This is a genomic window from Pedobacter sp. BG31, from assembly GCF_042464845.1.
Classification (GTDB): Bacteria; Bacteroidota; Bacteroidia; order Sphingobacteriales; family Sphingobacteriaceae; genus Pedobacter; species Pedobacter suwonensis.
Window position 1 is genome coordinate 97,393 of the sequence record NZ_JBHNZK010000004.1, and the last position, 13,068, is coordinate 110,460.

Here is a 13,068-nt window from a genome sequence, read left to right on the forward strand (position 1 = left end):
CTACCAGCCAATGGCTTTATCATCACCCCTTGGGTCGGCACCACCCTGATAATTTCCCCATTTGGTCCTTAAGATGGCATCAACTCTGCCGATTGGGCCTCTCTGTAAAATTTTATAACCTTTTGCCTTCAACTTCGATATTGATAGGCTGTCAATAGCATCTTTTTCTACATACACTTCATCTGGCAACCACTGGTGATGAAACTTTTTAGCATTAACGGCCGATTGCATAGACATATCGAAATCGATTACATTAATAATGGTTTGGAATACAGAAGTAATAATGGTGGAACCTCCTGGCGTACCTACCACCATAAATAATCTTCCGTCTTTCTCCACAATGCTCGGCGTCATGGAACTTAACATTCTTTTATTCGGGGCTATCGCATTGGCTTCGCCGCCAACCAAGCCGTACATATTTGGTGCGCCTGGTTTAACTGAAAAATCGTCCATTTCGTTGTTCAACAAAAAACCGGCTCCTTTTACGGCCACCAACGATCCATAAGAACCGTTTAAAGTGGTGGTAATGGAAACGGCATTTCCATCACGGTCTACAATAGAGAAATGCGTGGTTTCTTCATGTTCTTTGCCATTTATTTCACCGGCTGACACAACACTACTTGGAGTTGCAGAGGCCCAGCTAAAGTTTGCCATCCGGTTTTTATTATAGGTGGCATCTAATAACTGCTGTTGCGGAACGGCATAAAAATCAGGATCGCCCAAATGCTTTGCGCGATCGGCGTATACCCTTCTTTCTGCCTCAACCATTACCTGTATGGTTGAATCGGCATTATGTCCCCATTTTTTTAAAGGATAAGGCTCTACAGACTGAAGCAATTGGATGAGGGCAATGCCTCCGCTTGATGTTGGCGGCATGGTGATAATTTTATAGTCCCGGTAGTTGCCTGTTACCGGCTTACGCCAAACGGCATGGTAATTTTTTAAATCTTCTTTTGTGATAAGTCCTTTTCCGCGCTGCATTTCGGCTACAAGCGAATCGGCCACAGCCCCTTCATAAAAACCGGCTCTGCCTTTCTCCTGGATCAGCTTTAAAGTATTGGCCAGCTCTTTTTGTACCAACACATCATTTTCCTGCCAGGTGCTTTCCAAATTTACAAATGCTGTTCCATTTGGGTTAAACTCCATAAACTTTCTATGCAAACCGTTCAATTCAGCGGCCTGCCGTTTGGTAATTTTAAAACCAAGTTGAGCCAGGTCTATTGCTGGCTGCAGTACCTGCGCCCAGGAAAGCTTTCCATATTTCTTATGCGCCTCTACCATACCATCTACCGATCCTGGTACCCCCGCAGCTAAATGGCCATAAAGGCTTTTATCTACAATTGGATTGCCGGCTCCATCCAGATACATATCTCTGGCAGCAGCCTTTGCTGCTTTTTCCCTGAAATCCAGGGCATTTATTTCTCCGGTTGAACTGCGGTAAACCATAAAACCGCCTCCCCCGATATTTCCCGCATTAGGATAAACCACTGCCAGGGCAAACTGAACAGCAACAGCCGCATCAACTGCATTTCCTCCCTTTTTTAAGATATCTATACCTACCTGAGATGCTTCCGGATGAGCTGAAACCACCATGCCGTTTTTATATTCGCCACTATTGTTTTTACCCAATTGTCCGGTTACACAACCAGCCAATAAAAACATCATGCTTAGGTATATTGCTGATTTTTTATAATTAGTGAGGGGCTTTATAGTTTTCTGCATCCCGATAGATTTTTTCGATTATTTCACTGTTTTTTTCGGTAATCACTTTTCTTTTCAAACTTAATTTTGGCGTTAGCTCGCCCCCATCTATGCTCCACTCTTTAGGTAATAGTGCAAATCGCTTTACCTGTTCCCATTTACCAAAATCCACATTTGCCGTTTCAATAACCTCATTATATTTAGCGAGCACCTGCTCGTTTTTAATTATTTCTTCGTTTGAGCTGAAAGCAATGCCCTTTCTGCCTGCCCAGGTTTTTAAGGTTTCGAAATTAGGAACAATCAATGCAGAAGGAAATTTTCTATTTTCGCCCAGAACCATAATCTGCTCGATAAAAATCGATTCTTTATATTTATTCTCCAGCATTTGCGGGGCAACGTATTTACCACCAGCTGTTTTAAACATCTCTTTTTTACGGTCGGTAATTCTTAAAAAGCGGCCATCAACCAACTCACCAATATCTCCGGTATGAAACCATCCATCCTGATCTATAGCCTCCTGAGTTAAATCGGGCCGGTTATAATAACCTTTCATCACCTGGTGTCCACGGGTCAATACTTCCCCATCAGGGGCAATTTTAACTTCCACACCTTTAATTACCTCACCAACGGTACCAAACATGGTTCCGCCGAAATGATTAACGGTAATTACAGGCGAGGTTTCGGTCAATCCATAACCCTCAAAAACAGGCATACCAGCTGCCCAGAAGATCCTCGCCAATCGCGGATTGAGGGCAGCACCTCCGGATACGATGACCACGATTTCTCCGCCCAGCGCTTCTTTCCATTTTTTGAACACCAGTTTACGGGCAATACCCAGCTTGAAATTGTACCAGGCACCTGCATTGATGGTATATTTTTCGGCCAAGGCTACCGACCAAAAGAAAATTCCTTTTTTTATTCCGGTTAATGCCTTTCCTTTTTCCATGATCTTATCGTACACTTTTTCAAGAAGCCTTGGAACAGTAGAAAAGGCATTAGGTTTTACATGCTGGATATCGGCAACAATGGTTTCCATACTTTCTGCATAATAGATCCCTGTATAATTAAAGAGGTATAGATAAATGATCATCCGTTCAAAAATGTGCGATAAAGGCAGAAAACTTAAACTTTTATTGACCCCCTCAGGCATAACTACAGCCGAGTTTACAAAATTTGCGACTAAGTTATTATGCGTTAGCATTACTCCCTTGGGCGTTCCTGTTGTACCTGAAGTATAAATTAAGGTCAAAACATCATCTGGCTCCACACTTGACCGATAGGCTTCCAGGTCAATATCCGTACTTGCCTTACCGAGTTCAATTAAGGTATTCCAGTTTTCGGTTGCTGTAACCTCGTTAAAAGTATAAATCTTAATATCAGGATTTATGGCATCGGCACAAGGTTTAATTTTTTTATACAATTCTTCGTCAGCTACAAAAATTATGGCTATTTCTGCATCTTTTAAGATAAATTGAATATCATGCTCGGCTAAAGTTGGATATAAGGGGATCTGATAAGCCCCGATCTGGCTGGCAGCAAAATCAGCAATATTCCATTCAGGCCGGTTGTGAGACATTACAGCAACCCTGCCCCCTTTCCCAATACCTTGTTTAATTAGTCCACGGCTTAAGTTATCTACAGCATTGCAAAAATCTACTGTACTATAATTTATCCATTTCCCGTTAATTTTTCCGCTGATGAATTCCTGCTTAGGATTTTCGAGGCTGTACTTTAAAAGATCAAAAACCCGTTTAATTTCTGCCGCCATATGAATTGTATATTATTTGGTTAAATTAAAAAAATCAAACATAAAGATGCTTACTTTATGTGTATTTATTAATGAAAATAATACTTGGCAATGAGTGAAATGCCGTATTTACTTTCCGTTAAAATATTTTTAATAAACTTAGCGATTACAAAATTACTATGCAAGCATTGTTTTTTATCAGGTTAAAATTTTTACCGAAAAAACAGAAACGGCATTAAAGTTGTTAGGCTGATAATTATTTACAAAACATTTAAATTATGAAAAAGTTATTTACAATTTTAGGATGCATTGCATTATTTGCCCTTAGTACAACAAACGTTAAAGCCCAAAACTACAAAACCGGATTAGGCTTAGGTATTGACTTCGGAGACGGCGCTACATTGGTAGGTCCTTCAATCAGACACCATTTCAGTCCTAAGGCTGCCCTTCAGGGAGATGTATTGTTTGGTGGAAATTCAACCGTTATTCAAGGTTTCATCCAATACAATTCATCTATCCGCGGCGCAAAAGGTTTAGATTGGTATTTAGGTGGTGGTCCTTCCGTTCAATTGTACGATGGCGGTTCTAGTTTTTACCTTGTTCCAATGGTTGGTTTAGACTATAAATTCTCAGGTGCACCATTGGCATTGGCTTTAGATTGGAGACCAAGACTTTACATTGGCGACAACAACAGCGATTTTAATGCCGGAAGATTTGGTCTGGGATTTAGATATACTTTCTAGGTATAGCGTTTAGCGCTAAGCGCATGACGTTAAGCTTTGTATAGTAAAGCATTTAACATAAAAATCCCGTAAGATGAATTCCTTACGGGATTTTTTGTGCTTTATATATAGACTAAAGATTTACGATTAAAAATTAAACTCCTGTCCATTTTTTAAGTACTGCTTTCTGCGCCGGTGTGGCATTTTCGTTAACAGTTGCTTTTAGGCGTACATTTGGATTCTCTTTCAGGGTTAACGAAATTTCTTTCTCTAATCCATCACGTCTAACCTTAAGTTTCAATACATCACCAATATTCTTTTTACCTACCAACGGGATAACATCCAACGAAATCATCGGGCTTTTCAACCTTACTGTTGCTAGCGCATCACCTAATGAGGTATCATCTAAACTTAGTACAACGTCATTTACGTTCAATCCGCTGATCCAGGCCGCAGAATTTCTTGTTGTTGAAGTAATTACCAGACCATCATTGGTCAACTGTCCGGCAGCACCGGTAACCGGCTTACCTGGAGTTGCATTTTCTGTCGAAACATCTACACCGGCATAACCAAAGTACTTCACATATTCTACATCATCTACCCCATTTACATATTTAGCCCAAAAATTGGTAAAGCTGATTCCGGATATTTTCTCCACCATGGCTTTAAATTCGGCATCGGTATAACCTCGCTTTAAAGTTTTGCACTGCAGATACATGGCCTTCATTACATCATCCAGGCTTTTAGCACCTTTGGTGGCGTTGATAATTTCCAGATCCATTAAAATACCAATTACTTCGCCTTTATTGTAATAAGAGATTGAATTGTTTTTCGAATTTTCATTCGGTCGGTAACCAATAATCCAGGCATCATAACTAGACGAAGCTGCCGACTGGTATTTGGCACCCGGGGTATTTAAGACTGTGCCCACGCCCCCAACTAAATCTTTCAAAAATTCGTTCACATCGGTAAAACCTGCGCGGTGCAGGTATTTGTTCTCATAATATGAGGTAAAACCTTCAGCCACCCAAAGGTTGGTGGTGTAATTTTCGTTATCATAATCAAAAGGGCCTAAAGCAATAGGGCGCAAACGTTTCACATTCCACAGGTGATGATACTCATGCGCAACCAGGCTTAAAAAGCCTTTATAACCTTCAGGTGTATTGTAAGCATTTCTTGTAGCACCTAAAGTAGTGGAGTTGAGGTGTTCCAGACCACCGCCCCCTTTTAAGAAATTGTGAACAATAAACAGGTAATATTTATTAGGATTTTCGCCATAAACTGCAGTTTCCTTTTCTACAATTTTGGCCATATCAACTTTTAGTTTTTCTTTATCATAATTACCGCCTCCATACATAGCCACTTCATGGCGAACACCGGCAGCCGTAAATTCAAAAGTGTCCTGATTGCCTACCTCAATAGGGCTATCGTACAGAATATCGAAATCGCTGGCCTTATAAGTAAACTGCTCGCCAGCAACAGGAGCTAAGCCGGTAGAAACCTTACTCCAGGTATTAAACGGAACGATTTTTACCGTACTTGCCGATTTGATCATGCCGTCAGGGTGCATAAAAATACCTGTTGGTGATAAGAAAGCATGAGATTCATCAATAAATGGTGTACGCACTGAAATTTCAAATGCATAAACCCGGTAATTGACCTGAATGTTAGCAGCTTTTGCCGAGAAAATCCTCCAGGTGTTTTTGCTAACCTTTTCAACCTTTGCCGCTTTACCGCCCGCAGTAGCCTTAAATTCTTCAACACTTTTTTCAAACTCACGCACTAAATAAGAACCTGGTGTCCATACAGGCATTTTTACATCTACATAATCTTTTGTCAGTCCAGAAATATTCATCTGCACTTCTGCATAATGCGCTTGCGGTTCTTTGAAAGAAACCTCGAAGCCTATTTTTACCTGCGCCTTCGCTGCCATAATACACGTTAGTAGTAAAACTAAACTTAAAACTGATTTTTTATTAAACATATTCACTGTGTTTTGCTACAAATTTAGATTTATTGATGGGGTTTTAATATAAAATAGCTCAATGTGGTGTAAAATAGTTGTTTCTGTTTAATTTGTGTCTGGAGGTTGGCGATTTGTGAAAAACTCAGGGCGATTTAGCACCAAACGTCATCAGGCATTAACTGGTTGATTTATGAAGGAATAACAACTTAGTATAAACTATCATGCTGCAACCAAGCTGTGAACTTCGGACCGAGATGGTAACATCCTTAATACAACGAAATTAGGACTAAACTATTTGAATATTTTTACGCTCTAATTCCAAACATTAATATCATTTTAACGTTGGGAATACGCACTACACAAATCATAACATGAAGAAAAGGTATATTATCTATGCTGTTTTAGCAATAGGCCTGGCTTATCTGGTATATTACAGAATTAATGCAAATAAAAAACTAGAAGGAAAAGGTGGTGCATCTGCTGGTGCCGGAAAGGGTAAAGAGGCTGGTAAGGGAGGCGCCTCTGCTCCACTGGCAGTGGATGGAATTATTGTAAAGCCGGTATCGTTTGACAATGACCTGGAAATAACCGGCGCTATTGACGCAAACGAATCGGTTGTATTAAAAAGTGAAGTGTCGGGACTGGTGACCGGAATTTATTTTAAGGAAGGCACTATGGTATCAAAAGGAAGTGTACTGGTTAAAGTAAATGACCGGGATATACAAGCGCAATTGCAGGATGCACTGACGAAACAAAAACTTTCCGGCACAAATGAGAACAGGGCAAAACAATTGCTTGCAAAAGGGGCAATCAGTCAGGAAGAATACGATACTTCCTTAGCAGATTTAAAGTCGTTGCAGGCCCAGGCACAATTAGTACGGGCGCAATTGGCCAAAACCACTATCCGCGCACCTTTTACAGGCCGTATAGGTTTACGTAACATTTCTATCGGCACTTATTTAACGCCCACCACAGTGATTGCCAACCTGGTGAGTACAAATCCTGTTAAAGTTACTTTCTCGGTTCCGGAGAAATATGCAGGGCAGATCAAAGTGAACTCCGAAATCATATTTACTACTGATGGCTCTTCAAAAGAAAACAAGGGAAAAGTTTATGCGATTGAACCTGGGATTAATTCCGCTACCAGAACCTTGCAAATTAGGGCTTTAGCTCCCAATGCGGACAACGCTTTGTTACCAGGTTCCTTTGCGAAAATCAAACTGGCTTTAAGTACCCTTCAAAATGCTATTCTGATTCCTAACGAAGCAGTTATTCCGGTTTTAAAAGGTAAGATCGTTTATATCCAAAAAGATGGTAAAGCACAAGAGGTTAAGGTAGAAGCGGGTACGCGTACCGATGAAAACATTGTGATTACATCGGGATTAAAAGCTGGCGACACGGTATTAACCACCGGATCAATGGCTTTGAAAAAAGGTGCACCGGTTAAAGTTCATTTGGTTAAAGAATAATTATGAGTATCTCTACCACGAGTATAAAGAGGCCGGTGCTGGCCATTGTGATGAACCTGCTAATTGTTCTTTTCGGGATTATAGGTTACACTTTTTTGGGTGTCCGCGAGTACCCTTCCATTGATCCGACCGTAGTTTCGGTAAGAACCTCCTACCCCGGGGCCAACGCCGATATTATTGAATCACAAATTACCGAACCTTTAGAAAAATCGATCAATTCTATTGATGGGATCAGAAATATCTCTTCATCAAGTAACCAGGGAGCAAGTAATATCACCATAGAGTTTAACCTCGATAAAAATATTGAAGAGGCCGCAAACGATGTGCGTGACAAAGTATCGCAAGCGGCCAGAACTTTACCTAAAGACATTGATGGTTTACCGGTAGTGAGTAAAGCCGATGCCAACTCCGATCCGATTTTATCGATGACGATACAGAGTGATAAGCGCAATACGCTCGAATTAAGTGATTTTGCCGAAAACGTAATTGCCGACCGGATCCAAACCATTCCCGGGGTAAGCAGTGTGCAAATCCAAGGGCAAAGGAAATATGCCATGCGTATCTGGATGGACCCGAATAAGCTTAGTGCTTATGGCTTAACCTCACAAGATATTGTTACGGCCTTAGATAATGAAAACGTAGAACTCCCATCAGGAAAAATTACCGGTGCTACCACTGAACTAACGGTTAAAACCTTAGGGAAACTCACCAACGAAAGTCAGTTTAACAACCTAATCTTAAAAGCCGACAGCAACCAGGTGGTTAAACTGAAAGATGTGGGTTTTGCAGTTTTAGGACCAGAAAACGAAGAAACCATTTTACGCGAATCGGGCAAACCGATGGTGGCCATCGCTATTATCCCTCAGCCGGGCGCTAATTACCTTGACATCAGTAAAGAGTTTTACAAACGTTTTGATAAGTTAAAAGCCGATATACCGCAGGATATTAAACTAAAAGTGGCATTAGATAATACCCTTTTTATCAAACGTTCGGTAACCGAAGTGGCTGAAACGATTGGCCTATCGCTGGTATTGGTAATTTTAATCATCTATCTCTTTTTCAGGGATTGGGCCATCGCCTTCAGGCCATTGATCGATATCCCTGTATCATTGATTTTCACCTTCTTTATCATGTATGCCTTTGGCTTTTCTATAAACGTACTAAGTTTATTGGCCATTGTACTGGCCACGGGCCTGGTGGTAGATGATGGTATTGTAGTTACCGAGAATATCTTTAAAAAGGTTGAAGAAGGGATGTCGCCATTTGAGGCAGCCATTAAAGGATCCAATGAAATATTTTTCGCGGTAATTTCGATTTCCATTACCCTTGCAGCCGTATTCTTACCTGTAATCTTCTTACAAGGCTTTGTTGGTCGCTTATTTAGAGAGTTCGGTGTAGTAATCGGCGCTGCAGTATTGATATCTGCCTTTGTATCACTTACCCTAACACCGATGTTAAATGCCTATCTGATGAAAAAAGGGGGGCATAAGCCATCTAGATTTTACAACTGGACAGAACCCTATTTTGTAAAATTGAACGATGCATACGGATCGAACCTGAATAAATTTTTGGCTAAAAGATGGCTTTCTGTGCCGATTATATTAGTTTGTATGGGGCTTATTTTCCTTTTCTGGAAAATATTACCGAAAGAAACTGCCCCATATGATGACAGGAGTGCCATCAACATCAACGTATCTACACCGGAAGGCGCTTCATTTGCCTACACGGATAAGTTTATCATGAAGCTGAATCAGCTGGTGATTGATTCTGTTCCAGAAAAAAATGTGAACATTACCATTACTTCGCCAAGTTTTGGCGGCTCTGGCGCGGTAAACTCTGGGTATGTACGGATGGGCCTTACCGATCCGGAAACCCGTGAGCGTTCGCAAAAAGAGATTGCAGATATGCTTACCCGCGTAACTAAAAAATACACCGAAGGCAAAACCATTGTGAATCAGCAACCTACCATATCAGTAGGACGCCGTGGTGGCTTACCCATCAGCTACATCATCCAGGCTCAAAATTTCGAAAAGCTACGTGAGAAAATTCCATTGTTTATGGATGCTGTAGCCAAAGACCCCACATTTACCGTTTCGGATGTGAACCTGAAATTTAACAAACCCGAAATTAACCTGACCATCGACAGGGATAAGGCCAAAAATTTAGGTGTTTCTATTTCGGCCATTGCCCAAACCCTGAATTTAGGGTTGAGCGGACAAAGGTTCTCGTACTTTTTTATGAATGGAAAACAGTATCAGGTAATTGGGCAGTTTGACCGGGGTGATAGAAAAGATCCATTGGATTTAAGTTCAGTTTACGTACGTAACGACAAAGGGGAATTGGTGCAGCTTGATAACCTGGTAACCGCCAAAGAAGAAAGCAGTCCGCCGCAGCTGTACCGTAATAACCGCTTTATTGCCGCTACCGTTTCGGCAGGTTTAGCACCGGGCAAAAGTATTGGTGAAGGTATAGAAGCGATGGATGCCATTTCAAAAAAAGTATTGGATGAGACTTTCTCTACTGACTTAGGTGGAGAATCACGCGATTTTAAGGAGAGTTCTTCCAATACCGTTTTCGCGTTTGGTTTGGCCCTGCTTTTGGTTTATTTAATTCTTTCTGCGCAGTTTGAGAGTTTTAAAGATCCGGTTATTATAATTTTAACTGTACCAATGGCAGTTGCAGGGGCATTTTTATCGCTCTGGTTGTGTGGCCAAAGCTGGAATATCTTCAGTCAGATCGGTACCATTATGCTGATCGGTTTGGTAACTAAAAACGGAATTTTAATTGTAGAGTTTGCTAACCAACTTAAAGAAAAAGGCATTCCCATCCCAGAGGCCATCAGGGAAGCTGCGGTTTCGAGGTTACGCCCAATATTAATGACCAGTTTGGCCATTGCCATTGGTGCCTTACCTATCGCGCTCGCATTGGGTGCTGCGGCAAAAAGCAGAATGAGCATGGGAACCGTTATTGTAGGCGGAACTTTATTCTCTTTGGTATTAACCCTATTTGTAATACCGGCCATTTACTCTTATTGGGCAAAACCTTACCGGCCCAATCAAGAATTAAAAGAAGCACATCGTTTTGAACAGGAAGCTTTACATACAGAAGAATAAGATGAGCAAGAAATTAAAAATATTTATCATGCTGATAAGCTTATCGTTTTCAGGTTTTACACAAGAAAAGTTAACCCTGAAAGAAGCCATCACTATTGCTTTACAGCACAATTACGACATTAAAATCAGCAAAAATCAGATCGATATAGCAAAGAACAATGCCAATATTGGCAATGCTGGTATGCTACCCAGTATAACCGGAAATTACACCAATGGCGGCAGTATCCAAAATACCAGGCAAAGTCCTGTAACTGGTCCTGACCGGGTAATTACCGGGGCTAAGAGTACCAATAACAGTTATGGTGCAGAATTAAACTGGACCATTTTCGATGGCTTTCGCATGTTTGCCAATTACGATCGTTTAAAGGAATTACAAAAACAGGGTGAATTAAATTCGCGCTTAACCATTTTAACTACTGTTGCTGATGTAATTGCGGCCTATTATGATATTGTAAGACAACAACAACTGGTTAAAGCAGCGGATAGCGCCATGGATGTTTCGGTATTGCGCACCAATATTGCCAAAACGAAATTACAGCTTGGACGTGGTTCTAAACTGGACGTGCTGACGGCACAGGTTGATTACAATACGGATACATCAAATTACCTGCAAACCAAAAATGCGCTGCAGATCGCTAAAGTTCGCTTAAACCAATTAATGGTTAGGGACATTGGAACCACCTTTTCTGTTGCTGATAGTATTGATGTAGACAAAGGCATCTTATTTAGCAAGATGGCCGAAATGGCTGAAAAGCAGAACCCTGATGTGCAGAATGCATTTATCAATCAACGCATTGCTTCTTTGAATTTAAAGTCCATCCGTGGGGGCCGTTATCCGGCAGTTAGCCTGAACTCGGGTTACAGCAGGGCAAACAGTACCAGCCCCACGGGTTTTAACCAAAAATTTGCGGCCAATGGATTTACCTATGGCGTTACAGCAAGTATCAATTTATTTAATGGCTTTTTACAGCGTCAGCAAGAGCGCAATGCCAAAATCGAGATCGACAATTCGATTCTTAACCTGAACAAAACCAGATTGGATGTGAATGCGCAGTTACTTGCTGCCTATGAAAATTATAGTACTTATCTTGATCTGATTAGATTAGAACAGCGGAATGTAGATATAGCGAAACAGAATTTAGATATCACCCTGGCAAAATACCGTTTGGGCAGCATAGCTCCGTTAGAACTGAGAGAAGCACAGCGTAATGCCATCGACGCACAAAACCGTTTCATCGAAATGCAATATCAGGCAAAAATAGCCGAAAACACTTTAAAAACAATTAGCGGAAGTGTTGATTTGCTGAACTAAATAGTTTCAATCCCTTACCAAGAGCAATCAGACATAAGGTATACTATCAAACTTTCTAAAAATACCGCCATATCTAAAAGCGGCGCCAGTAAGCTTTAAAAGAAGTAACGAAATTATTTCAAATATAAAATGCTATAATTAATTTTTATATTTAGGGCCATGATACTTGTTGCAGATAGTGGCTCATCAAAAACCGATTGGATGGGTTATCATAATGGCGAAACCATTAAATTTAATACCCCTGGAATAAACCCATATTTTTTAAGTGAACAAGAAATTACCAAGCTGATTTCCAAAAACGAATCCTTATTGCAATACGCCGGTGAGGTGAAAGAGATTTACTTTTTTGGAGCTGGTTGTTCTTCGCCAGATAAACATGAGGTGGTTTCAAACGGTTTATCAGCTGTTTTTAGCCGTGCTTTTATTTCTGTAGACCACGACCTTCTGGGTTCAGTATACGCTACCTGTGGAAGCGCCGAAGGATTAAACTGTATTTTAGGTACCGGATCTAATATCTGTTATTTTGATGGCAAAAAAATTCATGATGGTCACCATGGTCTGGGCTATGTTTTAGGTGATGAGGGTTCTGGCACCTTCTTTGGAAAAAAGGTGCTCCTAAGCTATCTGTACGGAAAAATGCCATCAACATTGGCAGCAGAATTTAAAAAATCCTTCCCTGCCGAAAAAGAGCAGATTATTACCAATGTTTACCAGAAACCTTTCCCCAACATCTACCTGGCAAGCTTTAGCCGCTTCATGGCCAGCCATAAAGACCATCCTTTTATTCAGGAAATATTAAGAAATGGCTTCCAGGAATTTGTAGATACGAACGTTAAAGACTATCCCAGATACAAAAACGTACCTTGCCATTTCGTAGGCTCCATTGCCTATTATTATCAGGATGAACTCATTTCGGTATTACAGGAAAATGGCATCGAGGCTGGCAAAATTTTACAAAAACCAATAGATGAGCTGTTTAGTTTCATCTTAAACAAAGAGGGCATTGCACAACAGGCCAGTTAAGTTAAAATATACATT

The 13,068-nt window shown here is 40.7% G+C and carries 8 protein-coding genes; 5 read left to right on the forward strand and 3 right to left on the reverse strand.

From position 1 onward, the window contains the following. A complete protein-coding gene (gene ggt / locus ACFE6N_RS07235) occupies window positions 1–1,722 on the reverse strand; it encodes a gamma-glutamyltransferase (RefSeq protein ID WP_378935162.1) in 1,722 nt (573 codons plus the stop codon). Then, entirely contained in the window at window positions 1,694–3,469 is a 1,776-nt protein-coding gene (locus ACFE6N_RS07240; protein WP_378935163.1) for an AMP-dependent synthetase/ligase, read from the reverse strand. Before ACFE6N_RS07240 ends, ggt begins: the two co-directional genes overlap by 29 nt. 257 nt (window positions 3,470–3,726) lie before the next feature. Between ACFE6N_RS07240 and ACFE6N_RS07245 the strand changes: the two genes are divergently transcribed. Continuing rightward, window positions 3,727–4,191 carry a hypothetical protein gene (locus tag ACFE6N_RS07245; protein WP_145859397.1) on the forward strand — a complete coding sequence of 155 codons (465 nt, stop codon included), beginning with the start codon at window positions 3,727–3,729 and terminating at the stop codon, window positions 4,189–4,191. Window positions 4,192–4,324: 133 nt separating this feature from the next. On the opposite strand, the gene ACFE6N_RS07250 is transcribed toward ACFE6N_RS07245, so the two are convergent. After that, window positions 4,325–6,154: a M61 family metallopeptidase gene (locus tag ACFE6N_RS07250; RefSeq protein WP_378935165.1), complete on the reverse strand. Its 1,830-nt coding sequence runs from the start codon at window positions 6,152–6,154 to the stop codon at window positions 4,325–4,327. Between the two features lie 353 nt (window positions 6,155–6,507). Between ACFE6N_RS07250 and ACFE6N_RS07255 the strand changes: the two genes are divergently transcribed. The 4 genes from ACFE6N_RS07255 (at window position 6,508) to ACFE6N_RS07270 (ending at window position 13,053) form a co-directional block, all read left to right on the forward strand. Further along, a complete protein-coding gene (locus tag ACFE6N_RS07255) occupies window positions 6,508–7,605 on the forward strand; it encodes an efflux RND transporter periplasmic adaptor subunit (RefSeq protein WP_378935167.1) in 1,098 nt (365 codons plus the stop codon). Window positions 7,606–7,607: 2 nt separating this feature from the next. Beyond that, on the forward strand, window positions 7,608–10,718 hold the full coding sequence (locus ACFE6N_RS07260; RefSeq protein WP_090986703.1) for an efflux RND transporter permease subunit: 3,111 nt from the start codon (window positions 7,608–7,610) through the stop codon (window positions 10,716–10,718). Between the two features lies 1 nt (window position 10,719). Then, entirely contained in the window at window positions 10,720–12,030 is a 1,311-nt protein-coding gene (locus tag ACFE6N_RS07265; RefSeq protein ID WP_378935169.1) for a TolC family protein, read from the forward strand. Between the two features lie 159 nt (window positions 12,031–12,189). Further along, on the forward strand, window positions 12,190–13,053 hold the full coding sequence (locus ACFE6N_RS07270; RefSeq protein ID WP_244278870.1) for an N-acetylglucosamine kinase: 864 nt from the start codon (window positions 12,190–12,192) through the stop codon (window positions 13,051–13,053). Window positions 13,054–13,068: the final 15 nt, after the last annotated feature.